This is a genomic window from Streptomyces spiroverticillatus (assembly GCA_014650415.1).
Taxonomy (GTDB): domain Bacteria; phylum Actinomycetota; class Actinomycetes; order Streptomycetales; family Streptomycetaceae; genus Streptomyces; species Streptomyces spiroverticillatus.
Genome location: BMUX01000032.1, coordinates 14,541 through 39,873 on the forward strand (window position 1 = coordinate 14,541; position 25,333 = coordinate 39,873).

Annotated in this window: 24 protein-coding genes, 1 pseudogene and 1 riboswitch; of the genes and pseudogenes, 15 read left to right on the forward strand and 10 right to left on the reverse strand. The window is 70.4% G+C overall.

Annotated elements, in window-relative coordinates:
• The first annotated feature begins 126 nt into the window (after positions 1 to 126).
• Positions 127 to 1,344 (forward strand): MFS transporter, encoded by a 1,218-nt coding sequence (locus tag IE269_RS40445; RefSeq protein ID WP_189828346.1) that lies wholly within the window; start codon positions 127 to 129, stop codon positions 1,342 to 1,344.
• Here the strand turns inward: IE269_RS40445 and IE269_RS40450 are convergent.
• From IE269_RS40450 to thiM, 5 genes are all read right to left on the reverse strand, one after another.
• Complete coding sequence (locus tag IE269_RS40450) at positions 1,341 to 2,699, reverse strand: purine-cytosine permease family protein (protein WP_189828347.1); 1,359 nt, start codon at positions 2,697 to 2,699, stop codon at positions 1,341 to 1,343. The two genes, IE269_RS40445 and IE269_RS40450, sit on opposite strands and share 4 nt — an antisense overlap.
• Positions 2,696 to 3,409 carry a thiaminase II gene (gene tenA / locus IE269_RS40455; protein ID WP_229898590.1) on the reverse strand — a complete coding sequence of 238 codons (714 nt, stop codon included), beginning with the start codon at positions 3,407 to 3,409 and terminating at the stop codon, positions 2,696 to 2,698. Before tenA ends, IE269_RS40450 begins: the two co-directional genes overlap by 4 nt.
• Positions 3,410 to 3,414: 5 nt before the next feature.
• Positions 3,415 to 4,227, reverse strand: coding sequence for a bifunctional hydroxymethylpyrimidine kinase/phosphomethylpyrimidine kinase (thiD, locus tag IE269_RS40460; RefSeq protein ID WP_189828348.1), 813 nt, complete (start codon positions 4,225 to 4,227; stop codon positions 3,415 to 3,417).
• Positions 4,224 to 4,829 carry a thiamine phosphate synthase gene (gene thiE, locus IE269_RS40465; RefSeq protein ID WP_229898589.1) on the reverse strand — a complete coding sequence of 202 codons (606 nt, stop codon included), beginning with the start codon at positions 4,827 to 4,829 and terminating at the stop codon, positions 4,224 to 4,226. Before thiE ends, thiD begins: the two co-directional genes overlap by 4 nt.
• Positions 4,830 to 5,000: 171 nt before the next feature.
• Entirely contained in the window at positions 5,001 to 5,831 is an 831-nt protein-coding gene (thiM, locus tag IE269_RS40470) for a hydroxyethylthiazole kinase (protein ID WP_189828350.1), read from the reverse strand.
• Positions 5,825 to 5,953, reverse strand: a riboswitch (TPP riboswitch). (Overlaps the previous gene by 7 nt.)
• Before the next feature lie 151 nt (positions 5,954 to 6,104).
• Here thiM and IE269_RS40475 point away from each other — a divergent pair.
• Complete coding sequence (locus IE269_RS40475) at positions 6,105 to 6,878, forward strand: glycosyltransferase family 2 protein (RefSeq protein ID WP_189828351.1); 774 nt, start codon at positions 6,105 to 6,107, stop codon at positions 6,876 to 6,878.
• A 104-nt stretch (positions 6,879 to 6,982) separates the two neighbouring features.
• On the opposite strand, the gene IE269_RS40480 is transcribed toward IE269_RS40475, so the two are convergent.
• From IE269_RS40480 to IE269_RS40495, 4 genes are all read right to left on the reverse strand, one after another.
• On the reverse strand, positions 6,983 to 7,753 hold the full coding sequence (locus tag IE269_RS40480) for an isocitrate lyase/PEP mutase family protein (protein WP_189828352.1): 771 nt from the start codon (positions 7,751 to 7,753) through the stop codon (positions 6,983 to 6,985).
• 44 nt (positions 7,754 to 7,797) lie between these two features.
• Complete coding sequence (locus IE269_RS40485) at positions 7,798 to 8,217, reverse strand: hypothetical protein (RefSeq protein WP_189828353.1); 420 nt, start codon at positions 8,215 to 8,217, stop codon at positions 7,798 to 7,800.
• Between the two features lie 108 nt (positions 8,218 to 8,325).
• Complete coding sequence (locus IE269_RS40490) at positions 8,326 to 9,147, reverse strand: NAD-dependent epimerase/dehydratase family protein (protein ID WP_189828354.1); 822 nt, start codon at positions 9,145 to 9,147, stop codon at positions 8,326 to 8,328.
• 56 nt (positions 9,148 to 9,203) lie between these two features.
• On the reverse strand, positions 9,204 to 10,007 hold the full coding sequence (locus tag IE269_RS40495; protein ID WP_189828355.1) for an IclR family transcriptional regulator: 804 nt from the start codon (positions 10,005 to 10,007) through the stop codon (positions 9,204 to 9,206).
• 223 nt (positions 10,008 to 10,230) lie between these two features.
• Between IE269_RS40495 and IE269_RS40500 the strand changes: the two genes are divergently transcribed.
• Genes IE269_RS40500 through IE269_RS40510 form a run of 3 tightly spaced genes read left to right on the forward strand, consistent with a single transcriptional unit; the run spans position 10,231 to position 13,659 of the window.
• Entirely contained in the window at positions 10,231 to 11,178 is a 948-nt protein-coding gene (locus IE269_RS40500) for a 5-dehydro-4-deoxyglucarate dehydratase (RefSeq protein ID WP_189828356.1), read from the forward strand.
• A complete protein-coding gene (locus IE269_RS40505) occupies positions 11,175 to 12,431 on the forward strand; it encodes a glucarate dehydratase family protein (RefSeq protein WP_189828357.1) in 1,257 nt (418 codons plus the stop codon). The genes IE269_RS40500 and IE269_RS40505 overlap by 4 nt, the downstream gene beginning before the upstream one ends.
• Before the next feature lie 4 nt (positions 12,432 to 12,435).
• Positions 12,436 to 13,659, forward strand: a complete 1,224-nt coding sequence (locus IE269_RS40510) for a hypothetical protein (protein WP_229898588.1) — start codon at positions 12,436 to 12,438, stop codon at positions 13,657 to 13,659.
• On the opposite strand, the gene IE269_RS40515 is transcribed toward IE269_RS40510, so the two are convergent.
• The gene (locus IE269_RS40515; RefSeq protein WP_189828358.1) at positions 13,598 to 14,608 is read right to left on the reverse strand and encodes a hydroxyacid dehydrogenase; all 1,011 of its coding nucleotides are present in this window, start codon (positions 14,606 to 14,608) and stop codon (positions 13,598 to 13,600) included. The two genes, IE269_RS40510 and IE269_RS40515, sit on opposite strands and share 62 nt — an antisense overlap.
• Before the next feature lie 394 nt (positions 14,609 to 15,002).
• Here IE269_RS40515 and IE269_RS40520 point away from each other — a divergent pair, with 394 nt between their 5' ends.
• The 10 genes and pseudogenes from IE269_RS40520 to IE269_RS43600 all read left to right on the forward strand — a co-directional run.
• Entirely contained in the window at positions 15,003 to 16,250 is a 1,248-nt protein-coding gene (locus IE269_RS40520) for a sugar ABC transporter substrate-binding protein (RefSeq protein ID WP_229898587.1), read from the forward strand.
• Entirely contained in the window at positions 16,247 to 17,203 is a 957-nt protein-coding gene (locus IE269_RS40525; RefSeq protein WP_189828360.1) for a carbohydrate ABC transporter permease, read from the forward strand. Before IE269_RS40520 ends, IE269_RS40525 begins: the two co-directional genes overlap by 4 nt.
• Entirely contained in the window at positions 17,200 to 18,126 is a 927-nt protein-coding gene (locus IE269_RS40530) for a carbohydrate ABC transporter permease (protein WP_189828361.1), read from the forward strand. The genes IE269_RS40525 and IE269_RS40530 overlap by 4 nt, the downstream gene beginning before the upstream one ends.
• Positions 18,127 to 18,174: 48 nt before the next feature.
• Entirely contained in the window at positions 18,175 to 19,464 is a 1,290-nt protein-coding gene (locus tag IE269_RS40535; protein WP_189828362.1) for an alpha-L-fucosidase, read from the forward strand.
• A 34-nt stretch (positions 19,465 to 19,498) separates the two neighbouring features.
• The gene (locus tag IE269_RS40540; protein WP_189828363.1) at positions 19,499 to 20,926 is read left to right on the forward strand and encodes a polysaccharide lyase 6 family protein; all 1,428 of its coding nucleotides are present in this window, start codon (positions 19,499 to 19,501) and stop codon (positions 20,924 to 20,926) included.
• Between the two features lie 66 nt (positions 20,927 to 20,992).
• Positions 20,993 to 22,429 (forward strand): polysaccharide lyase 6 family protein, encoded by a 1,437-nt coding sequence (locus IE269_RS40545; protein ID WP_189828364.1) that lies wholly within the window; start codon positions 20,993 to 20,995, stop codon positions 22,427 to 22,429.
• 90 nt (positions 22,430 to 22,519) lie between these two features.
• The gene (locus IE269_RS40550; RefSeq protein WP_189828365.1) at positions 22,520 to 23,350 is read left to right on the forward strand and encodes a sugar phosphate isomerase/epimerase family protein; all 831 of its coding nucleotides are present in this window, start codon (positions 22,520 to 22,522) and stop codon (positions 23,348 to 23,350) included.
• A gap of 16 nt (positions 23,351 to 23,366) precedes the next feature.
• On the forward strand, positions 23,367 to 24,008 hold the full coding sequence (locus IE269_RS40555; RefSeq protein WP_189828366.1) for an SGNH/GDSL hydrolase family protein: 642 nt from the start codon (positions 23,367 to 23,369) through the stop codon (positions 24,006 to 24,008).
• 49 nt (positions 24,009 to 24,057) lie between these two features.
• Positions 24,058 to 24,465, forward strand: a complete 408-nt coding sequence (locus tag IE269_RS40560; protein ID WP_189828367.1) for a winged helix-turn-helix transcriptional regulator — start codon at positions 24,058 to 24,060, stop codon at positions 24,463 to 24,465.
• A 126-nt stretch (positions 24,466 to 24,591) separates the two neighbouring features.
• Positions 24,592 to 25,317: pseudogene (locus IE269_RS43600) on the forward strand (MFS transporter); the annotation flags it as partial.
• Positions 25,318 to 25,333: the final 16 nt, after the last annotated feature.

Below are 25,333 nucleotides of genomic sequence, written 5' to 3' on the forward strand. Positions count from 1 at the left end.
ACTGACCGGCAGATCCGCGACCTCACCCTCAATCACAGCGATGACGTCGCAGACCCGCCAGCCCCCTGTGACCGGTGCCTGCTGGACTGCTCCCACCAGCAACCGACCCACGGCACAAGGGAATTCATGACGACGACGACCACGACCCACTCCGGAATGCCCCTGCCCCCGAGCCGCTCACCCGCACTCGGCTGGGCGGCCGTCGTCGCGGTCACGCTGGGACTCTTCTCGATCGTCACGACCGAAATCCTGCCGATCGGCCTCCTGACGTCGATCGGAGCCGACTTCACGGTCTCCGACGGCACGGCCGGACTGACGATGACCATGCCCGGCTTCCTCGCCGCGCTCTCCGCACCCCTGGTCACCGCGGCGACCGCACGGATCGACCGCCGCCTGATGCTCTGTACGTTCATGGCCCTGCTGGGCGCGGCCAACCTCCTGGCCGCCGCCGCACCCCACTACAGCCTCGTCCTGCTCTCCCGCATCCTGGTGGGCATCACCATCGGCGGGTTCTGGTCGATCGGCGCCGGGCTGGCCGCACGCCTGGTCCCCGCCCCCTCCGTCGGCCGGGCCACCGCGATCGTCTTCTCCGCCGTACCCCTGGGCTCCGTACTCGGCGTCCCCGCCGGAACCCTCCTCGGCGAACTGGCGGGCTGGCGCGCGGTGTTCACCGCCATGGCCGTCCTGTCCCTGGCCGTGCTCCTCATGCTGCTCCTGCTCCTGCCGAAGCTCCCGCCCCCGGAGCCCACCCGGCTCAGCACCCTGCGCACCCTGTGCCGCACCACGCACACCCGCTACGCCCTGCTCCTCACCTTCCTCGTCGTACTGGCCCACTTCGGCACGTACACCTATGTGACCCCGTTCCTGGAGCAGGTCACCCACGCGACCCCCGGCCGCATCACCCTCTCCCTCCTGATCTACGGAGCGGCAGGCATCGCCGGAAACTTCCTGGGAGGAGCCCTGGCCGCCCGCCGCCCCCGCACCACCTTCGGCCTGGCAGCCGCGCTGATCGCAGCGGCCACCCTGCTGCTGCCGGTCCTGGGGCGCTCCACGGCCGGCGCCACGGCCCTCCTCGTCCTGTGGGGCGTCGCCTACGGAGCCGTACCGGTCTCGTCCCAGACCTGGTTCGCCAAGGCGGCGCCGCACGCCCCCGAAGCGGCGGCGGTCCTCTTCACCGCCTCCTTCCAGGCAACCCTCTCCCTGGGAGCACTGACGGGCGGAGTCGTGGTGGACCACACCTCCCTGTCCACCGCCATGACCCTGGGCGCCCTCACCGCCACCTGCGCGGCCGCGGCCGCCTGGACCCACTACGCCCGGGGCCGCACCTGGCCCGGCAGCCGCTAACCGGCGGCGGGACGCTTGCGGCCCACCGCCAGAGTGGTCAGCGCGGCCACCGCGAACGACAGCAGGGAAGCACTCATCCAGGGCTGCACGGTGAGCCCGACGAGCCCCTGCAACCAGGCCCAGAAGTCGGACCAGCCCGCGATGCCCGTGGGCGCGATCAGCTGATAGGCGGCGAAGCCGAGCGCCCAGGGCAGCAGCATCACCCAGCGGGTGGGGGCCTGCTCGGAGACGTCCCAGCTGCGGTGACCGCCGAGCACGAAGAAGTCCACCACCAGGACCGCGAACATCGGGATGAACACCGCGCCGATCAGGTACAGGAAGCTGGCGAAGCTGTCCATGTTCACCAGCAGCGCCAGCCCGGTGGCCAGACCGCCGCTGATCAGGCACAGGACGCGGCGGTCCGCCCGAGGCAGCAGGTTCTGGGCGGAGACGGCCGTCGAGTACACGTTGGCGAAGGACTGGTCGACCTCGCGCAGCACCAGCACACCGAAGCAGATCACGCCGACGCTGGTGGCGGTGAAGGGGTCGAAGACCTTGTACGGGTCCGTACTGTCGAACGCGATCATGGCGAGGGCGGCCACACCGAGGACCGAGCCCGCGATGCCCGCGAGGGTCTGGCCGATGACCAGACCGCCGAACGCCTCCTTCTCGCTGCGGGAGTGCCGCGAGTAGTCGGCGACCAGTGGCAGCCAGGAGATCGACACGGCGATCACGCTGTCGGTCGCGAACCAGAAGTCCTTCCAGGAGCCGCCCTCCATCGGGACACCGCGCCCGGCCAGGTCCCAGCCCAGGTAGAGGATGGCCAGGACGACGGCAATGGTGACGTACCGGCGGATGATGCGCAGCGCGCCCAGCGGACGGAGCGTGAGCGCCGTCGTCACCGCGCCCGCGACAAGCACGTACAGCCACCCGGGCCCGGGATCCCCGAACACCTGACGGGCCAGGATCTTCAACCCCGTTGAAATGACGACGAGTTCGAAGACGGCCCAACCGACCATCTGCAGCACGTTGAGGACGGTCGGCAGATAGGACGCCTTCGCACCGAACAGCCCGCGCAGCAGCACCATCGACGGCGCTCCGGTGCGCGCCCCGGTGATGGCGGCCAGCCCGAGCGCGGCGGTGCCGATCAGGGTGCCGACGACCGACGCGGTGACGGCGGCGGCGAACGACAGGGTGGGCTTGCCGGTGCCCAGCGGGTCGAGGACGACCAGCATCCCGCTGAAGCCGAGCAGGCTCACGCCCAGGTTGGCCCAGAAGGTGCCCTGGTCCCAGCCGGTCAGGACTTTGGGCGTGGGCTGGTCGAGGGTGAGCGGCGCCTCGTTCGCCGGGGCGCCGGGTTCGGCGGTGGTCGTCACTTCGCGGGCTCCGAAGCCTGGGCCGAAGCGGCCTCGAAGGGCTGGGCGGAAGCGGCCTCGAAGGGCCAGGACTCCACCCGCCAGGCGGCGTCCCAGAACATCCACTCCCAGGTGGAGGCGGTCGTGAAGGCGGTACGCATGCGGTCGCGGGTGGCCGGATCAGCCTGTGCCGCGAGCCGGTTGACGATCTGCCGGGCGTGCTCGGTGGAGGCCTCGAACTCCTCGTCGGCGTACGTCCCGATCCAGTCGCCGTACGGGTGCTCGGTGAGGTCTCCGGCCTGCTCCAGCAGTGCCCGCCCCACCTCGGCGTAGATCCAGAAGCAGGGCAGGACGGCGGCGGCGAGCTCCGCGTACCCCTGCGTGTGGGCCACGTTGAGGAGGTAGGAGGTGTACCCGGTGCAGGTGGGGGAGGGCGTCCAGGCGTCCACGTCGACGACATTGGTCTCGTGCAGGGAACTCTCGACGACCACGGCGTCATGGGCGGACTTCGCGAAGAACGCGATGTCCTGCGGCCGGTCCGCCTTCGCGGCGGCGCTGGCCAGCGCACGGGCGTAGTCCCGCAGGTAATGGGCGTCCTGGGCCAGGTAGTAGACGAACTTGTCCCGGTCCAGGGTGCCGTCGCCGAGACCGGTGACGAACGGCAGCTTGTCGATGCCGGCACGTATCTCGGCCGTGGCCGCCCACAGCTCGTCGCAGAAGTTCAGGGTCATGGTGATCAGCTCCAGTGCTGGTGGAAGTGGTGAACGGGCCCGTTGCCGCGGCCGACCCGCAGGGTGTCGGCGGCACGCAGGGCCCCGGTGAGGTAGTCCTTCGCGGCGCGCACAGCGGTGTGCCAGTCGTCGCACTGCGGACGGAGGGCGGCGATCGCGGCGGAGAGGGTGCAGCCGGTGCCGTGGGTGTTGCGCGTGTCGACACGAGGCGCGGACAACTCGACAACTCCCGTGCCCTCGCCGACAAGTACGTCGACGGACTCGGCGTCGTGCGTGTGGTGCCCGCCCTTCAACAGGACGCGCCGGGCACCGGTCTCCAGCAGCGCACGAGCCTGCTCGACGGCCTCACCGCGGTCCTGCGCGGCAGCGACGCCGAGGAGATCCCCGGCTTCGGGAAGGTTGGGAGTGATGAGATCGGCGAGAGGCAGCAGACGCTCCCGCACCACCGCCACCGCATCGGCCTCCAGCAGTCGGTGACCGCTGGTCGACACCATCACAGGGTCGAGGACGACATACCGAGGCCGGTGCCGCTCCAGCGCCTCCGCGACAGCGGCGGCGATACCGGCATCGGCCAGCATCCCGATCTTGACCGCGTCCACCTCCACATCGGCGAACAGCGTGTCGATCTGCTCCCGCACGAACGCCGGAGGGACGGCATGAATACCGGTGACCCCCTGAGTGTTCTGAGCGGTCAGGGCCGTCAACACCGCAGTGCCATAAGCCCCGTTGGCGGAGAACGCCTTCAGGTCGGCCTGGATGCCGGCGCCACCCGAAGGATCACTGGCGGCGATGGTGAGAGCGACGGGCGGGTGAGTCATGCGGAAGCCTCCTGACGCAGGACATGAACAAGAGAACGGGCCGCAGCCTCGGGATCGGGCCGCCCGCACACCGCGCTGACGACGGCAACCCCCGCCGCACCGCTCCCCATGACCCCGGCGACCTCGGCCACGCCGATCCCGCCGATGGCCACGCAGGGCAACGGACTCTCCCGGACGATCCGAGCCAGGCCGTCCAACCCGATCGGCTCGTCCGCGTCGGGCTTGGTGGTCTGCGGAAACACGGGCCCGACCCCGAGGTGATCGACAGCGTCCGTCACGCCCGCAAGCTGTTCGGCACGGCTGACGGACAACCCGACGTACGCATCCGGACCGAGCAGTCGCCGCGCAACCTCGGGGGAGACGTCCCGCTGCCCGAGATGCACCCCGTCGGCCCCGAGCCAGACCGCCACATCCAGCCGGTCATTGACGATCAACGGGACGCCGGTGCCGTGGAGTTCACCCTGAATCGCCCGCCCCAGCGAGAAGAGCGCACGAGCATCCGCGCCGGGATCCCGCAACTGGACAGCGGTCACCCCGCCCCGCACGGCGGCTGCCACGGTGGCGGCAACACCGCGGTCGCCGCAGAGCCGGGTGTCGGTCACGAGATACAGGGACAGATCAAGAGGAGGTCGCATGGAGAAATCCTTGAAGGTCTTCCGGCCCGCAAAAGGGCAGCGGAAGCACACGAAGAAGAAGGGGACGGCCCGCCAGGGCCGTTCACCGACAGGAACAGGCAAGGCGGTGCCGCCGGAGACCCGGCAACACCCCGGCGCTCAGCGCACGTTGACGGCCTCGGCGAGCCGATCCGGCCCGAGTGCGTACAACCCGTCGATCAACGCGACCGCAAACGAGCCCGGCCCCGCACAGCCGTCGGCCGCATCCTCCGCAGCCACATTCAGCACACTGGTCGCGGCAGCAGCGGCCAACAGCGCATCATCCGTAACGGCAGCACAAGCAGCCACGAGCGCGCCCAGCGCGCACCCCGTCCCCGTCACCAGCGGCAGCAACGGGTGCCCATTGGCCAGGCGCACCACACGCTCCCCGTCCGTGAGCACGTCCACCGGACCACTGACCGCCACGACACAGCCGTAACGCCGCGCCAGCGCGGTAGCCGCAGCCAGCGCCGCCTCTGGGGCATCCGTACTGTCGACACCGCGCCCACCGGACCCGCCGTCCAGCGCCAGGATCTCCGAAGGATTGCCCCGGACAACCGCCGGCGGCGCACTCTCCAGCAGCTCATGGGCAAGCCCGGTGCGCCAGGGCAGCGGCCCGACCCCCACCGGATCGAGCACCCACGGCCGCCCGGCCCCGGCCGCCGCCTTCACCGCGACCCGCATGGCCTCCGCCGTCAGCGACGTCACGGTCCCCAGGTTGACCAGCACACCCCCGGCCACCCGGGCCAGCGCCCCGGCCTCCTCCGCGCTGTGCACCATCGCGGGCGCGGCCCCCGCCGCGAGCAGCATGTTCGCGGTGAACTGCGACACCACCACATTGGTCAGACAGTGCACCAGCGGTACGGCTCCCCGCAGCCCCGCAAAGACCTCCGCCACGGCACCGGGCGAAACACCGGCACCCTGCCGGGCAGACACGAAGGCAGCACCCATCGTCAACACCCTTCCTACGCCGGCATTACCCGGTCCAGGTTCATGCGGTCGGCGAAGAGGGGAGTCGTCGCTCCCGTCCGCCCTCTCAGCCCGGCTGCTCCCGAGCTCCCGCGGTGGTCGGTACGCAATGTACCCCCTTCGGGAACGGGTGTTCGTACACGGGTGTCGCGCACGGCGACAACCCGGACCCGCGACGACTCCGTGCAGGTCGGCTTCTGCCCGGCGGCGATGTTTGAATAGACCGGTCGTTTCTGGTCTGCAAGGAGAAGCTCTGTGCCCCTGGTGTCCGTCATCATGCCCGTCTACAACTCGGCGGCCACGTTGGGTGCAGCCGTGAGATCGGTCCTCACGCAGACCCACAGCGACCTGGAGCTGCTGGTCACCGACGACCGGTCCACCGACGACTCGATGGACCTGCTGCGCGAGTTCGCCGCGCAGGACGAGCGGGTCCTGCCGAAGACGGCACCCGAACAGGGCGGTGCGGGCCGGGCCCGCAACCTGGCGATGGAGCGGGCCCGCGGCGACTACATCGCCTTCCTCGACAGCGACGACATGTGGCTGCCGGAGAAGACCGAGAAGCAGCTCGCCTTCGCGAAGGAGGGCACCGCCCCCCTCACCTTCACCTCGTACTTCAAGATGGACGCCGAGCACGCCGGCGAGAGCACCGACTGGGTCCCCAACGGCCGGGTGATCCGTGCACGCTCGCACGTGACGTACCGCGACATGCTGGTCCAGGACCACATCGGGGCCCTCACCGCCATGTACGACCGCAGCGTCCTGGGCACGCGGCTGATGCCCGACATGCGCAAGCGCCAGGACTACGCCCTGTGGCTGAGCATCATGCGGGACGGCGCCGACGCCCGGGGCCTCGCCGAGCCGCTGGCGGTCTACCGGGCCCAGCAGGCCGGCTCGCTCTCCTCCAACAAGCTCTCTCTGGTCCAGTACAACTGGTCCCTCTACCGCGAGCACGAGCACCTGTCGGTGCCCCGGGCGACCCGGGCGCTGGCGGGCGCGGTGTGGCAGTCGGTACGCAACTCGCGCATCTGACCTCCGCCGCCGTGGCGGGCCTCCGCCCGGGCCCGACGTGGAGGAGCTGACCGCGCTCCTCCACGTCGACGCCGCGACCGGCTCCGTTCGACGCTCCCGATACGTCAGCCCTGCTGCGGCGCCCACGGTGCGAGGGCGCTCTTCATGGCGTCCGTCAGGGCGAACTGGAGCAGGGGACCGTAGGTGATCCGGCCGACGCCGAGGCGGCGGAAGCGCTCCAGGTCGTGCTTGACGGGGTGGGCCGTGGAGTTGACGGGCACGGTGACGGCGCTGGTCACGGCGGTGAGCAGCGCGTCGTTGTCCTGGATGCCCACGGGGTAGACGCTGTCGGCGCCCGCCTGCTCCAGGGCCTTCAGCCGCTCGATTGCCTCGTCGAGGACGGCGGAGGCGTCGTCCGCGTGCATGAAGAGGTCGGTGCGCCCGTTCACCCAGACCGGGATGCCCGCCTTGTCGGCCGCCGCGCGCAGGCCCGCGATGAAGGTCGCGTGCTCCTGCGTGGTGCGGACGCGGCCGCCGTCCGAGTGGACGGTGTCCTCCAGGTTGAGGCCGACCGCGCCGATCTCGGTGAGCCCGGCGATCAGGTCCGCCGGTTCCTGTCCGTACCCGGCCTCCAGGTCGACGGAGACGGGGACGTCGACCGCCGCGACGATCGGCCGTACGGCGGCGAGCACCTCCTCGAAGGTCTGCCCCTCGTGGTCCTCGGCTCCCCGGGAGTCGGCGAGCGGGTGGCTGCCGATCGTCAGTGCGGGGAAACCTGCGTCCGCCGCGACCCGCGCGGACCAGGAGTCCCAGACGGTGGGGAGGACGAGCGGCTTGTGGTCGGCGTGCAATTGGGCGAGGCGCTGGGCCCGTTCAACGGTGCGATGAAAGTCCATGCCGCAGACGCTACCTGGTGGACCCGCGCAGGGTGCTGCTCCGGCTACCTGCCGTAGAGGAACGACCGCGCGGGGACGAAGAGTTCGTGACCCTGGGGAAAGCGGATCCGCACACCGTCCTGGGTCCACACGGTCGAGCGGACGCCCGCCTGCCCGAGGGCGGCGTCGAGGTCGAGCCAGTGCCCGTACGCGGGCGTGGACCCCCGTCCGATGACCAGCCGGTAGGCGTCGGCACCGCACAGGGAGCTGCGGCGGACCACCAACAGGTGGTGCGGCGCCTTGTCCGGGTAGACGAGCGAGGGCGGGGGAGTGCTGCGGTGGACCACTTCGTCCTGCGGCCACCGCAGCGCCGTGATCAGCGAGACGGTCAGTACGACACCGGCCACCGCACCCAGCAGCGCCGGCAGCACCCAGGACCTGCGGCGGGGAGGTGTCTGCGGGGGAGGAGAGGTGGTCACGGGCACGCTGATCAGGTCCTCCGGGGTTGCCGTCGCTGTGGACCGGCCGCAGGAGTCGGTTCACGGAAGGACGACCGGACCGGCCGGGTGGTTGCAGCCCGTGGCCCCGGTGCATCAGAGCGGGTCGGGTTCGCCCAGGGGGATGGTGACGAAGGGGCCGCCGACGTAGTGCGCGGCGGGGCCGGTGGGGGCCGGGGCGTCGATGAGGTCCGCGAAGGATTCGGCGTCGTCCAGGGACGTATAGCCAAGAGCCTCTGCCTCGGCCAGGGAGTAGATGCGGCGCGTGTTGTCGGAGACGCCCCAGATCACGCGGTAGCCGGGCGACGGCGCGGCCAGACAGGCCTCGAACAGGCGCGCAGCGTCGTCGGGGGAGAGCCAGGTGGCCAGCCCGCGCGGTCCCAGGTCCACCGGGCTCGGGAAGCAGGAGCCGATGCGGACGACGATGACGTCCATGCCGAACCGTGCGTGGTAGAGGCTGCCGAGCGCCTCCACGGCCGCCTTGCTGACGCCGTAGTACGTGTCCGGGCGGGCCGTGGAGTCGGCGGGCAGACCCGATGCGCCCGCTTCGTCGGTCCGCCGGAAACCCACGGCGTGGTTGCTGGAAGCCAGGACCACGCGCGGAACACCGGCCGCGCGGGCGGCCTCCAGGACCGTGCGGGTGCCGTGGATGTTGACGTCGAGGATCTGCTCCCACGAGGTCTCGCGGCTGTGCCCGCCGAGGTGGATCACCGCGTCGACACCCGCGCACGCGGCGGCCGTCGCGGCCGGGTCGGTGACCGAGGCGTGCACCAGCTCGACGGCTTCGCCGGGCTCGGCGGGCGGCTGTTCGGCAAGGTCGAGCAGGCGCAGGATCCGGCCGTCGCGGCGCAGGCGCAGGCGCATGAGGCCGCCGACCAGGCCGGCCGATCCGGTGATCAGGACGCGCTGGACTGCCATCGCAGTGCTCATTTCTCTCCGTACGGACAGGGCATGTGCGGCCACACGGGGGCGGCTCAGCGAATTCCCGCGCGGCGCAGGCGCCGTCCGAGCTCGGCGGTGGCCTCGGCGAGCAGTTCGCCGACGCGCTCCACGTCGTCGTCGGTGACCTGGTCGACCGGCATGGAACAGCTCATCGCGTCGGTGGCGGGGATCCGGTACGGGATCACCGAGGCCACGCACCGCACGCCGAGACCGCCCTCCTCGAACTCGGAGCCGTAACCGCGTTCGCGGGTCAGGGCGCACTCGGCGTGGAGGGCTTCGACCGAGGTGATGGTGTTCGGGGTCAGCGCGGTCAGCGGGTCGCGCAGCACGGCTTCGATCTCCTCGTGCGTCAGCTCGGCGAGCAGCGCCTTCCCGAGGGCGGTGGCGTGCGCGGGCAGGGTCCGGCCGACGCGTGACACCAGGTGGGTGGACCTGGCCGACTCCCGGGTCTCCAGGTACACCACCTCGGCGCCGTTGCGGCGGGCGTAGTGCGCGGTGAACCCGGTCTTCTCCCGTACGCGTTCGAGCGCCTCGGTCGCGTACGGGATCACGGGGTCACGGTCGAGGTATGCCGTGCCGCAGATCAGCGCCCGTACCCCGAGCCGATAGCGCCCGGTGTGCGAGTCCGCTTCCAGCCACCCGGCGTCGAGCAGCGTGCGCAGCAGTCCGTGCAGGCTCGACCGGGGGAACCCGGTACGCGCCTGCAGGTCGGCCAGCGACAGCCAGACGCCGTTGGCCGCGAAGGTCTCCACCAGGTCGATGGCGCGGCGCGCCGATTTCACCCCCGCCGGTTCAACGGCCTTGTCGCTCACCGGGGTTGTCGCCTTCTGCGGCATGAAGCACGCCTCCGTCCACCCGTTGACACCTACGGCACGCCACATTAGCGTCCCGGGACAGCATTCGTAGACCTGAACGTCTATCACACACGCAGACTTCGTTCACAACCATGAACAGCCTGACGGTACTTCGAGCACCCACTTCGAGCGCACCCGTCGAACACGCCCTGCGAGCAGGGCACTTCGAGCACGGCTACCGAGAGAACGAGAGAGTGACACGTTGATGGCACAGCCCCCGATCGAGCTGGACGGCCTGCTCGCGTTCCCCCTCACCCCCTTCACCGCCGACTTCGGCCTCGACCTGGACGCGTTCGCCGAAACGGTCGAGGGGCACGTGGCCGCCGGTGCCGGAGCCCTCTTCATCGCCTGCGGGACCGGCGAGTTCAGCGCCCTGGCGCCCGACGAGCACACCGCGCTCCTGCGCAGGGCGCGCGAGGTGGTCGCCGGCCGGGTACCGGTCTGGGTGGGTGCGGGAGGCGGCGCGGCCACGGCGAGGGCCGGTGTCGCGGCCGCCCAGGAAGGCGGCGCGGACGGCGTCCTGCTGCTGCCGCCCTACCTGGTGTCGGGACCGCCGTCGGGCCTCGTCGACCACGTGCGTCACGCCGTGCACGACACCACCGTCCCCGTCGTCGTCTACCACCGCTCCAACGGCGCGTTCACCCCGGGCTCCGCGCTGGAACTGCTCGACATCCCGTCCGTGGCCGGCCTCAAGGACGGCGTCGGCGACGTCGAGCTGATGACGCGGATCGTCACCACCATCCGCAGCGCGGACTCGCCCCGGGCCGACGGTTTCCTGTTCTTCAACGGCCTGCCGACGGCCGAGGTCTCGGCCCGCGCGTACAAGGCGATCGGGGTGGCCCGCTACTCGTCGGCCGTCCACTGCTTCGCACCCGAGATCGCGATCCGCTTCCACGGCGCACTCGCCGCCGGGGACGACCGGGTCGTGGAGGCGCTGCTGGCGGGCTTCTACCTGCCGCTGGTGGCGCTGCGGGACGAAACCCCGGGATTCGCCGTCTCGCTGGTGAAGAGCGCCGCACGGCTGCGAGGGGACAGGGTCGGGCCCGTACGGCCACCGCTCGTCGAACCCTCGGCGGAGCAGATCGACCGCCTTCAGAAGATCGTCAAGAACGGCTACGCGCTGCTCGCCGCACTGGACGGAGACCACCGGTGAAGATAGTCGACGTCGTCCTGACCCCGGTCGCGTTCCGGGACCCGCCGCTGCTCAACGCGATGGGCGTGCACGAACCGTTCGCGCTGCGCGGCGTGGTCGAACTGCGCTGCGAGGACGGCGTGGTCGGCCTCGGCGAGTCCTACGGCGACCTCGCCTTCCTCGACCAGGTGCGCACAGTGCTGCCGGAACTGGCCGGGCACGACGTCTTCGACCTGCCCGGCCTGCGCCGCACCGTGACCCGGGTCCTGGGCGGGGCGGTGTTCGCCGACGAGCACGGCCTCACCGGGGGCTTCTCGGTGAGCAAGACGATCGCCAGCGTCTACGCCCTGTTCGAGGTCGCCTGCCTGGACGCCCAGGGACACTTCCTGGGCCGTCCGGTGGTCGACCTGCTCGGCGGGCGCGCACGCGAGAAGGTCGACTTCTCCGCGTACCTCTTCTACAAGTACGGGGCCCACGCCGACGGCACCCAGGACGTCTGGGGCGAGGTGCTCACCCCGGAGGCCCTGGTCGGCGAGGCGAAGCGCATGATCGACCAGTACGGCTTCCGGTCGATCAAGCTCAAGGGCGGCGCGCTCGACCCCGGCCAGGAGACGGACGGCATCCACGCCCTGGCCGAGGCCTTCCCCGGCCACCCCCTGCGCATCGACCCCAACGCGGCCTGGACGGTGGAGACTTCCCTGCGCGTCGCACGGGAGCTGGACGGCGTCCTGGAGTACCTGGAGGACCCGACCCCCGGCATCGACGGCATGGCGAAGGTCGCCGAACAGGCGAGCATGCCGCTGGCCACCAACATGTGCGTGGTGCGCTTCGAGGACCTCGCGCCGGCCTTCCGGGCCGGAGCCGTCGGCGTCGTCCTCTCCGACCACCACTTCTGGGGCGGCCTGCGCGACACCCAGGCCCTGTCGAAGACCTGCGAGGCCTTCGGCGTCGGCCTCTCCATGCACTCCAACAGCCACCTCGGGATCAGCCTCGCCGCGATGGTGCACGTCGCCGCCGCGACCCCGCACCTGACGTACGCCTGCGACACGCACTGGCCGTGGCGCGAGACCGACGTCGTCGCCCCCGGTGCGCTGGAGTTCCGCGACGGGGCGGTCGCCGTGCCCGACGGGCCGGGCCTCGGTGTCGAGCTGGACCCGGACGCGCTGGCCAGGGCGCACGAGGACTACCTCCGGTGCGGCCAGACCAAGCGGGACGACGTGACGTACATGCGCCGCTTCGTCCCTTCCTTCCAGCCGCACACGGCACGGTGGTGAGACGGTGCGCGCAGTCGGATACGCCTACCCGTGGGACGTCCTGGACGCCCCCGGCTTCGTGGAGCGCGTACGGGAGCTGGGGGTCGACGAGGTGGCCGTCGCCGTCTCGTACCACAGTGCCCGCGCCGCCACCCCCTGGTCGACCGCCGGCACTTCGGTGCTCGCCCGGCACGCGGCTCTCTACCGTCCGGTACGGGAGGAGGCCTGGCGCGATGCCGCGCTGCGCCCGGCCGCCCCGGACTGGGTCCGCATCCCCGACAGTGCGGGCGACGCCGTCCGTGTGCTGAACGCGGCCGGGGTGCCCGCCGCCGCGTGGATCGTGCTCACCCACAACTCCCGGCTGGGCACCGAGTTTCCGCAGTACGCCGTACGCAACTGCTTCGGCGAGAGCTACCCGTGGTCGCTGTGCCCGTCGCAGCCGGAGGTCCGCACCTACGCGGCGAGGCTGACCGCTGAAAGCGTCGCGGGACTCCACCTCGCCTCGGTGGTCCTCGAAGCCTGCGGCCAGCTCGGCGCCGTCCACCAGCACCAGCACGAGAAGACCGACGGGGTCTGGTCCCCGGCCGTCGAGCGGCTGCTGTCGGTGTGCTGCTGCACGGCGTGCGCCGAGGAGTGGGCCGCGTCCGGTGCGCGCCCGGACGACGTACGCCACCTCCTGCGGACGGAGATCCGCCGCCTGCTGGACAGCGCCGATCTCACCGCCACCGGCGACGAACTGCCTGTCGAGCTAAGGGCGTTGATCCTGGACACCCGGCAGCGGGGCACCGACCGGCTCCGCGACGGCGTGCTCGCCGCGGTCGGGCCCGGCATCAGAGTCGTCCTGCACGGCGCGCTCGACCCCTGGGCGACCGGGGCGCTTCCGGGCCTGACCCCGGCCGCGGCCGCCGGGGCCGATGCTTTGGTGCTGCCGAACTGGGCACCCGGCCGGGCGAGTTCGGACGCCGTCGCGCAGGCCCGGCGGGAGCTTCCGCCCGGCGTGGACGTCGGCAGTTACGTCAGCGCGGTGGCGGCGGCCCCGGTTCCGGACATGGCTGCGTACGTCACGGAACTGGCCGGAGCCGGGGCCGCCGAACTGCACCTCTACCACCTGGGACTGGCCGGCCCCGGCCGCCGGCCCGACCTGCGCGCCGCCGTGAAGGCGGCGCACGCTGCCGCGCCGTACCGGATCAGGCCAGGGACGCCGCACGAGTCGGGTCGACGGCGTGCTGGAGCGGCAGGCCCTGGGTGAACCGCCGGAGTTCGTCGAGCACGAGCAGTCCGAGCCGGGTGCGTTCGGCACCCATGGCGCCGCCGAGATGGGGCGTCAGGACGACGTTGGGAAGGTCGAAGAGTGGCGAATCGTGGGCCGGAGGCTCGGGGTGGGTGACATCGAGTACGGCGGTGAGGTCGGGCCTGGCGCGCAGCACCTGCGCTGCGGCGTCCTCGTCGACGAGGGCACCGCGCGCGGTGTTGATCAGGGTCGCGCCCGGCATCAGGGAGTTCAGCAGCCGCGCCCCGACCGTGCCGCGCGTCTCGGGCAGCAGCGGTGCGTGGAGGCTGACGACGTGGCAGGTGGCGAAGAGCTCCTCGACGCCGAGGAGCGTGACGCCCGCCTGCCGTGCGGACTCGGGGGAGGCGAGGGGGTCGGTGGCGAAGACGTCGACGTCGAACCGGCCGAGGTGGGCCGCGACCAGGCGGCCGATGTGCCCGAGCCCCAACAGCCCCACCCGCGACCGGTAGGCGCCCGGCACCGCGACATTGTGCGGGAAGCGGCGGCTGCCGGCCACGTCCCGTGCGACGCGGTGCACCTGCTTCAGCCCGAGGAGGACGTGGGCGAGGGTGAACTCCGCCACCGGGACGGCGTTGGCGGCGGCAGCGGAGACGATCGGTATGCCGCGCTCCCAGAAGGCGGGCGTGGTGATGTGCCGCACGGACCCCGCCGCGACGAGAACGGCCCGCAGGCGGGGGGCCTGCCCGAGCAGGGCGGCGTCGAGTACGGGTGCACCCCAGCCTGTCAGCAGGACGTCGACCTCGCGCAGCACGGAGGGGTCCTCGTCGAGCCGCTGCCGGGTGAGGGGCGGCCCCTGCCAGTCCACCAGCCGGTCGAGCCCGGCCAGCACCTCGGGCGGGTAGACGTCGTCCCGGCGTGCTTCCTCCATGACCAACAGGGCGGTCGGCTTGGTGGCCGTTTCGTTCATGTCGGGTGTCTCCTCTGCCTGTTCACGGGCGGACGGCGGCCGCTCCGGTGCAGCGGCTCGCAGGGACAATACATCGGATCTTTGGGCTGTCGTCGCCCGAAGTCGAGAAATCCGGTTCCTGTGCTCGGAAGGGACGCAGGCCCGCCAAGGCGGCGTCAGGAATGCGTGCACGGGAAAGTGCGTCCCCAGAAATTCTGACCGGACGGAAAAAACCCTTCGTATTCATCGGAGTATTGACCCCGGATTCGGACCCCGTTACCGTCCGAGCAAGCGCTTTCCAGGCCAACTGTGCAGCCGTAAAACAGGAGTTGTCATGCAGAGATCGCGATGGATCGGTGCGGGTTGTCTCGCCTCGGCATTGGTCCTCACCAGCTGTACATCCGGTCCTGCGGGAGTGGATGCCAAGCAGGACCCCAAGGCCACGCTGGAGCTGTGGACCAGGACGAAACCGGGCGGACCGGGGGAGCAGGGCACACTCAAGCTCACCCAGGCCTTCGAGAAGGCCACCGGCCACAAGGTCAAAGTCACCGCCATCTTCGACGACTTCGAGACCAAACTGCAGCAGCGGGCCGCACAGAAGAAACTCCCCGACCTCGTCATGAACGACGTCACCCAGCTCGGGGCGATGAACAGCCAGGGCCTACTCCGGGAAATCGACCTGGGCCGGATCAAGAACAGCAAGGATCTCATCGACCGGGGCCTGGAATCCGGCAAGAGCCTGGACGGGAAACAGTACGCACTGCCCTATTCGGCACAGGCGTCCGCACTGCTCATCCGCAAGGACTGGCGCGCAAAACTGAAGCTCGACACCCCGAAGACCTGGGATGACTTCGCCGCGATGGCCAAGGCCTTCACCACCCAGGACCCCGACGGCGACGGCAAGCAGAACACCTCCGGCCTTGCCGCCCCGCTCTCCACCAAGCGCGGCTACGCCTCCTGGTACTTCTCCAACTTCCTGTGGGCCGCGGGCGGCGACTTCATCACCGAGGCCGGCAAGGGAACGTACAAACCGGCGATGACCAGCAAGGAATCCGTCGAGGCCATGCAGTGGTTCCGCGACCTCGGCTGCAAGGACAAGTCCGTCCAGCCGGGCTCCGTGACCATGGACACCCCGCCGACGAACGAGACCTTCGAGGCGGGCAAGACCGGCATGTTCGTCGTCGGCCCCTACCTGCTGCCGCGCTTCGACGAGTCCCTCGGCAAGGACAAGTACGAGGTCGTGCCGATGCCCAAGGGCCCGAAGGACGCCACGGTCCTCGCCGAGGGAGGCTCCGTCTACCTGATGGCGGGCTCCGAGAACCGGGCCGGCCAGGACGCCTTCGTCGACTTCGCCATCTCCGCCGAGGGCCAGAAGGTCGGCATGGCGGGCGACACCGGCTTCGTCGTCCAGCTCCCCGTCAACAAGACGGTCGACATCACCCAGGTCCGCCCCGACCCCCGCTGGCAGACCTACGCCGAGGCGTACCGGACCTCCGGCCGCTACGCACCCTCCATCCCGAACTGGACCCCGGTCCGGCAGGCGACGGCGGACACCGTGAACGCGCTGATGGCCGACTGCGGCCTGGACCTGCGGACCAAGCTGACCGAGCTCGACAAGCAGCTCGCCGGCATCCTCAAGGAGCAGGGGATAGCCGCGTCATGAGCCTCGACCAGGCCGATCCGGCCGCCCTCCCGGCGGCCGGCCCCGCCACCCGCCCAGCGGGGGCCGACGGCAGCCGGAAAAGGGGCCGCAGGTCGGGCCGCTGGTGGACGCCATGGTTGTTCCTCGCCCCCGCCCTGCTGCTCTTCCTGTACTTCAAGTTCATCCCCATGGTCAGCGCACTGACCATGTCCTTCCAGGACGTTCAGCCCTACCTGGGGAACAAGTGGGTCGGCACCGAGAACTACGCCACCGTCCTGCAGTCCCTCGGCTTCCGCGAGGCCGCATGGCACACCGTCGTCCTCGCCGCCGGGCAGACCGCCGGTTCGATGGCGCTCGGCCTGGCCCTCGCGCTGTTGATGGAAGGGCAGAGCCGCCGCCTCGGCTTCGTACGCTCCGCGGCGTTCCTCCCGGTGGTGGTGCCCATCGCGGTCGTCGCCGAACTGTGGCGGATCATGTACCACCCGACCGAGGACGGGATGCTCAACTCGATCCTCGGCCTGGTGGGATTCGGGCCCTCGGGCTTCATCAACGACCCCGACTCGTCGATGGCCTCCATCATGGTCACCGGCATCTGGCGGGGCGCCCCCTACGACATGATGATCTTCCTCGCCGGTCTGACGGGCGTGGACCGCGGCCTGTACGAGGCCGCCAAGGTCGACGGCGCCTCCCGGTGGCAGCGGGTGCGGTACGTGACGGTGCCCGGACTGCGCTCGGTGTTCTCCATCCTCTTCATCCTCGCCGCGATCCGTGGACTGCGGGTGTTCACCGAGGTGTTCCTGCTCACCAACGGAGGGCCCAACGGCTCCACCGAGGTCGTCATGACCCTCATCTACAAGCTCGGCCTGGAGCAGAACCGGCTCGGCGTGGGCGCGGCGGGCGCCGTCCTGCTGTTCGTCGCGACGCTGATCCTGACCGTCGTCGTCCAACTGCTGCGGCGGAGGGAAAGCAAATGACCGTCCCCACCAAGACCACGCCCGCCAGGTCCGTACGGTCCAGGTCCGTACGGTCCACGACCGCGCCGACCGAGACCGCGCTCGGCCTGTCCGAGAGCCGCAGCGCCGGCGGGCGCATCCTGAAGGCCGTCGTCCACCTGCTGGTCCTGATCGTCTTCGCCGGGCCCCTGCTGGCCCTCCTCGTCAGCGCCTTCGGCCACGTCAAGGACCCGACACAGCTGAGCGTCGTCCCCTCGGGCATCACGCTGGACAACTTCGGCATCGCCTTCGACCAGGGCGTCCTCACGTACCTGCTCAACTCGTTCTTCGTGGTCGGCTTCGGGCTGCTGCTCCAGGTCGCGGTGTCCGTCCTGGCCGGATACGCGCTGGCCAGGAAGGTCTTCCGCGGCATGACGCTGGTGCTCGTCGCCATCCTGGCGACGCTGATGCTGCCCGAGGAGATCCTGGCCCTGCCGCTGTCCCTGATCCTCTCCGACCTGCCGGTCCTGCACTTCAACCTCATCGGCACCCTGGCCGGAATGATCGTCCCGCTGGGCGCCTGGGGGTTCTCCATCCTGGTGATGACCGAGTTCATGCGGGACGTGCCCCGCGAACTGGAGGAGGCCGCCCGCATCGACGGCGCCGGCGACCTGCGCATCTTCTTCCAGATCATCCTGCCGATGTGCAAGCCCGCCCTGGGCGTCATCGGGGTCTTCGGCTTCACCATGATCTGGGACCAGTACCTGCTGCCTCTCCTGGTCTCCGTCGACGCCTCGTCGTACACGCTCCCGCTGGCACTGCGCACCCTGCGGATCGACCCCGACGTCACCCCCGGCGTGGTGATGGCCGCAGCCCTGCTGGCCCTGCTGCCCTCCGTGATCGTCTTCCTGCTCTTCCAGCGCTCCTTCGTCAGCGGCCTGTCCTCCGGCGCGCTCAAGGGCTGACCCCGCCGGGCCCGGCCCGGTACCCGTAACCACAAGGAGCGATTCCGCATGCCCCCGCACACTTCCTGGTTCACCACCGCCCGGTTCGGCATGTTCGTCCACTGGGGCCTCTACTCCCTCGCCGCCCGGCACGAATGGGTCAAGAGCCGCGAGAAGCTGACCGACGAGCAGTACCAGGTCTACTTCGACCACTTCGACCCCGACCGCTACGACCCCGTCCAGTGGGCCAGGTCGGCCAAGGCGGCGGGAATGCGGTACGTCGTGCTGACCGCCAAGCACCACGACGGCTTCTGCCTCTGGGACAGCGCCCTCACCGAGTACAAGGTCACCAACACCCCCTACGGCCGCGACCTCGTCGGCCCGTTCGTCGAGGCCTGCCGCGCCGAAGGCCTGGGGGTCGGCCTCTACTACTCGCTGATCGACTGGCACCACCCGTCCTTCCCCGTGGACGGCACCCACCCGCAGCGCGACGACGAGGAGTTCAAGGCCGCGCACAAGGACCGGGACATCCGCGACTACCGGCGCTACCTGCACGCCCAGGTCCGCGAACTGCTCACCTCGTACGGGCAGATCGACTACCTCTTCTTCGACTTCTCCTACGCCGGACGCAGTTGGTGGGGCGGCAAGGGAGCCGACGACTGGGACTCCCCGGCGCTCCTGAAGACGGTCCGCGAACTCCAGCCGCACATCCTCGTGAACGACCGGACAGGGCTGCCCGGCGACTTCGTCACCCCCGAGCAGTACCAGCCCTCGGGCCCGATGACCCAGGACGGCCGCCCCGTCCTGTGGGAGGCCTGCCAGACCCTCAACGGCAGTTGGGGCTACGACCGCGACAACCTCGACCACAAGAGCGCCGACCTCCTGATCCGCATGCTCGTCGACGGCGTGTCCAAGGGCGGCAACCTGCTGCTCAACGTGGGCCCCACCGGCCGCGGCGACCTCGACCCGCGCGACACCGGGGCACTCGCCGAGATCGGCCGGTGGACGGCGCTGCACGAAAGGTCGGTACGCGGCTGCGGCCCCTCCCCGTACACCGCCCCCGCCGAATGCCGCTACACCCAACGCGGCGACCGGCTGTACGTCCACCTGTTCGCCTGGCCGCTGCGCCACCTGCACCTGCCCGGCCTCGCAGGCAAGGTGCGCTACGCCCAACTGCTCAACGACGCGTCCGAGATCGTACGGATCCGCATCGACCCCGACCGGCCCGCGGTCAACACCGAGATGGGCGGACAGCCCGCCGGGACGCTCACCCTCCAGATCCCGGTCCGGCGCCCCGACACACCCGTACCCGTCATTGAGCTGTTTCTGGACACCTCTGCCGAACGGGCCGACGGCTGAACCCGGCCCGGCCCCACCACCCCACGGAGGCACCATGCAACGACGCACGTTCCTCATAGGCACCGCGACCGGGCTGGCCCTGGCCGCCGGACCGCAGCTCGCGAGCGCGGCCCCGGCCACGAGCGCGGCGACCGTCGATTCGCTGGAGGCGCTCCAGGCCGCGATCGACCGGGCACGCCCGGGCAGCCGGATCGTCCTGGCCGACGGCACGTACACCGTCCCCACGGGCCGCCCCCTCACCATCCGCAACAAGCGGGGCACCAGACACGCCCCCATCACCATCGCCGCCCGGACCCCCGGCGGCGTCGTACTGAACGGCGAGCAGAGCTTCGTCCTCCAGGGCTCCGCCCACATCACCCTCAGCGGCTTCTCCTTCCGCCAGCGCAGCACCCTGGACCTCCCCCCGGACTGCTCGCACATCAGACTCACCCGCAACGACTTCCAACTGGCCGACATCGAGGGCCTGCACTGGCTGATGGTGCGCGCGGACGACAGCGAGATCGACCACAACCACTTCCACGGCAAGAGCACGCTCGGCATCTACCTCGGCATCGAGGGCGCCGGCGAGGCGGAGATGGCCCAGCGCGTCCACGTCCACCGCAACCACTTCTCCGACCACAGCTTCACCGGCTCCAACGGCGGAGAGCCGATCCGCCTCGGCGTCAGCCCCCGGGCGCTCTCCAGCGCCCACGCGGTCGTGGAGTACAACCTGTTCGAGCGGGCGAACGGCGACCCCGAAGCGATCTCGGTGAAGTCCTCGGACAACACCATCCGGTACAACACCGTCCGCGACAGCGTCGGCGGGATCGTCCTGCGGCACGGCAACCGCAACCGGGTCGAGGGCAACTACCTGCTCAACGGCACCGAAGGGGTCCGGATCTACGGCGACGACCACGTGATCGTCAACAACCACCTCGCCGGGCTGAAGGGCCGCGCCCTGGTCATCGGCAGCGGTTCCGAGCGCGACCACCTGCCGGGCGAGACCCCCGAGGCACGCCGCGGCAACGACGCCCCCGACCGCGTCCTCATCGCGTACAACACCCTGGTCAACAACCAGGGCACGCTCTCCGGCGAGAGCCACCGCCCGCACGAACCACGCGACGTCACGATCGCCGACAACCTGTTCGTCGCGGACACGGGCGAGCTGGTCGCGATGGCGAACACCGTACGTTTCACCTGGTCCGGCAACCTCCTGTGGGGTGCCGCCCCCGACGGCAACATCCCCGCCGCCGGCGGCACCCGCATCGACCCGAAGCTCGTGCCGGACCGGGCCGGCATCCTCCGCCCGGCCGCCAACAGCCCGGCCATCAACGCCGGAACGCTCCGCCGGCCACGCATCACCCACGACATCGACGGACAGCCGCGCGGCCGCCACCGGGACGTGGGCGCGGACGAATACTCCCGGTGGACACCGAGGCGCGGCCCGCTGACGCGCGCGGACGTGGGCCCCCGGGCCCGCTGAGCACACCCGCGCGCACCCCGGGCCCCGAGCCCTGCCCGTACGCCCCCACCCCCCACAGGAGACGCCATGCAACGACGCACGTTCCTCAGAAGCACAGCGGTGGCAGCGCTCACCGCCGTCCCCCTCACCACCACACTCGCCAAAAGCGCAACGGCGGCGGACATACCCGTCGACTCCCTGGCCAAGCTCCAGAGCGCGATCAACGGCGCCGCACCCGGCGACCGCATCGTCGTCGCCGACGGCACCTACACCGTGCCGTCGGGGAGCGCGATCACCATCTCCGGCAAGCACGGCACCAGCGACGCGCCGATCACCATCGTCGCGAAGTCCCGCGGCGGGGTCGTGCTGCGCGGCAGCAACAGCTTCGTCCTCAGCAATTCGAGCAACATCACCCTCAGCGGCTTCGCCTTCCGCCAGAGCACCCAGATGAAGATCCCGCCGAACTGCTCGTCGGTCCGGCTGACCCGCAACGACTTCCAGTTCGCGGACACCGGCGACAAGGACTGGGTCGTCGTGCAGGCGAACAACTCGAAGATCGACAGGAATCACTTCCACAACAAGACCACCCCCGGAATCTTCCTCATCGTCGACGGCCCCGGCTCGACCGACATGGCCCAGGACGTCCACATCTTCAAGAACCTCTTCTCCGACCACAGTTATGCGGGGACGAACGGCGGAGAGTCGGTCCGGATCGGATTCAGCGGTCGGGCGCTTTCCCCGGCCAAGGCGATCGTGGAACACAACCTGTTCGAGCGCGCGAACGGCGACCCCGAGGCCATCTCGGTGAAGTCCTCGAACAACACCGTCCGCTACAACACCATCCGCAACAGCCGGGGCGGAATCGTCCTGCGCCACGGCAACCGCAACCGGGTGGAAGGCAATTACCTCATCGGCGGCCAGGAAGGAATACGCCTCTACGGAAACGACCACGTGATCGTCAACAACTACCTCAGCGGGCTGACGAAAACAGCGTTGGTGATCGGCAGCGGATCCACCCGTGACCACAACCCGGATGAGACAGAAACCGAGCGGAGGGGGAACGACGCCGTCGACCGCGCCGTGATCGCGCACAACTCCCTGCTGAACAACGCCAAACACCTGGAGGGCGAGAACAAGTCGGACCGCACGCACGAGCCGCGCGACGTGACCATCGCCGACAACCTGCTGGTCGGCAACTCCGGAAGCCTCGTCACCCTGTACGACCACTCCGGTTTTACCTGGCGGACCAACATGCTGTGGGGAAGTGCCGCCAACGGCAACATCCCCACCAGCGGCTTCACCCGGGCCGACCCCAAACTGGTCCAGGGCCCGGACGGCGTTCTGCGGCTCTCGTCAGCCAGCCCCGCGATCGGCGCCGCCTCGCCGGTGAACCCGGGAGTGACCGACGACATCGACGGCGACCAGCGCGGCAGCACCCGCGACATCGGCGCCGACGAGTACGCCACAACTCCCGCTCTGCGGCACCCCCTTACCACCGCCGACGTGGGCCCGAACGCCTCGTGACCCCGCGCCCGGGGATGGGCCGCAGCCGCCGCGAACCGCCCTCCCGTCCCCGGGCGAACCACGCCAGACCCTCCGCAGGAAGGCAGAGCAGTGACCGAGCAGAAGCAACACGGCCCCCCGAGCCGTTCCCCGTCCGGCCCCGCCGCCGACGTCACCAGGCTCGGCCTGTGCTCGGTCACCTTCCGCCGCCTCCCCGCCGCCGAGGTCGCACGGTACGCCGGGTCCGCCGGCCTGGAGGTGATCGAGTGGGGCGCGGACGTGCACGCACCGCCGGGGGAGCCCGACACGCTCCGCGCGGTCCGCGAGGCCACCGACCGCTACGGGCTCACCTGCTGCTCGTACGGCTCCTACTTCCGCGCCACGGCGGGCGAACCGGCCGAATTCCCGGCCGTCGCACGGGCCGCGGCCCTCCTCGGGGCACCTCGGATACGAGTCTGGGCGGGCCGAACCGGCTCGGCGGCCGCCCCGCCGGACGAGCGGCGCACGACCGTGGCCCGCCTGCGGGAGGCGAGCCGGATCGCCGCGGACCACGGACTGGAACTGGCGACGGAATTCCACGGCGGGACACTCACCGACACCGTCGCCTCGACCGTACGACTGCTGGACGAGGTGGACGCCGACAACGTCCGCACCTACTGGCAGCCACCCCTCGACGTCCCCGACGAGGAGGCGCTGGCCGGGCTGACCGAGCTCGGCGACCGGGTCGCCGCCGTGCACGTCTTCTCCTGGTGGCCGGGCAACAGCAGACGGCCGCTGGCCGAACGCGAAAGCCTGTGGTCGGCAGCTCTCGGCCTGCGCAATTGCCGGGGCGTCGAGGCACTGCTGGAATTCGTGCCCGACGACGACCCCGCCGTACTGAACCGGGAAGCCGCGACACTGCGACGAGCCGCAGCACACCACTCCACCCGACCCGGCCCGTGACCCCAGGACGACAGACATGCAGATCAACGCAGACGACACGCTCCTGTTCATCGGTGACTCCATCACCGACGCAGGCCGCGACCGGACGGATGCCACCTCGCTCGGCAACGGCTACGTCCACGAGATCGCGCAGACCCTGCGCAGCCGCACGAGCAACGGATCCGGCCCCCGAGTGATCAACAAGGGGCTCAACGGCAACCGCGTGTACGACCTCGAATCCCGCTGGAGCACCGACGTCACCGCGCTGCGGCCCACCGTGCTCACGGTCAAGATCGGCATCAACGACACCTGGCGGCGCTACGACCGCGGACTCCCCAGCCCGGTCCACGACTTCGAAGCCTGCCTCAACCGCCTGCTGGCCTGCGCCACCCGCACCTTCGCCGCACGGCTCGTCGTCATCACCCCCTTCCTGCTGCCCGTCACCCCGGACCAGGAACGCTGGTTCGACGACCTGCTGCCCCGAACCGACGCCGTCCTGCGGGCCGCACACGACAACGGCGCCCAGGTGGTGCGCGCAGACCACGTCCTGCTCAGCGCGGCACAGGAACGCGAGCCCGCCGACCTGGCCCCGGACGGCGTCCACCCGAGCCCCCTTGGCCACCGACTGATCGCAGACGCATGGCTTGCCGAGGCCGGCGCGGGATCCATGAGGGCCTGACGAAAGGACTTTCCTTTCGTAAGGGCATGCCTGGAAGTAAGCTCCGGGCATGGCTGGGAAACCTGAGGTCACGGACGGCAAGACCCTCGCGATGAGCGATGCGTTCACGGCGGACTGCCCCGCCCGGACGGTGCTGAACCACGTCAGCAGCCGCTGGGGGGTGCTGATCCTCGCCTCCCTCCAGGAGGGCCCGATGCGCTTCTACGTACTGCGGAACCGGATCGGCGGCATCAGCGAGAAGATGCTGTCCCAGAATCTCCGGGTGTTCGTACGGGACGGCCTGATCGCGCGCGACGTCGAACCCACGGTGCCTCCCCAGGTGACGTACACGCTCACCCCTCTGGGCCGGGAACTGGCGGCGACCCTGGACGGACTGGTGCAGTGGATCACCCACCGGATCGGCGACATCGTCGAGGCCCGTGAGCGCCACGACTGGGGAGCGCAGGACGCTTCCTGACACTTCGCCGGCAAGGACCTGACCTGAACCGCGCCGCTGGGCGGGAGCTTCCCCCGAGGTCCCGGGCTCACCGCTGGGTAAGCCCGTACTTTTCGAAAGCTCAGAACCTACGGTAAGTCCGTCGGGCTGCGCGGCCCGGAAGGGAGATCCCGCTGGACACCGAAAACACCCCCCGGCGCCGGAGCACGCGAATGGATCGGGCTCGCGGCACTGGCACTGCCCGCCATGCTCGTGATCATGGACATGAGCGTGCTCCATCTCGCGTCACCGACTCTGAGCAAGGACCTCGAGCCATCTGGAGCCGAACTGCTCTGGATCACCGACGTCTACGGATTCGTCATCGCCGGCGCGATGATCACCATGGGCACGCTCGGCGACCGCATCGGCCGGCGCCGGATGCTGCTGATCGGCGCAGTGGCCTTCGGCCTCGCCTCGATCCTGGCCGCCTACGCCCCCACCGCAGAGACCCTCATCGTGGCCCGGGCGCTCCTCGGCCTCGCCGGCTCGGTCCTCGGCCCCTCGACGCTCTCGCTGATCAGCGCCATGTTCCGCGACGCCGAGCAGCGCAGCTTCGCCATCACCGTGTGGATGACGAGCTTCATGCTGGGCGGCGCGGTCGGTCCGCTGGTCGGCGGCGTCCTGCTCGAAGTCTTCTGGTGGGGCTCGGTGTTCCTGGTGGCCGTACCCGTCATGGTGTTCCTGCTGGTGGCAGGACCGCTGGTACTGCCGGAGGTCCGCAACCCCGACGCCGGGCGACTCGACCTGACCAGCGCCGCCATGTCGCTGGCGGCCATCCTGCTGGTCGTGTTCGGGGTGAAGGAGTTCGCCAAGGAGGGCTTCGGCTGGCTCTCGGTACTCGCCGTCGTGC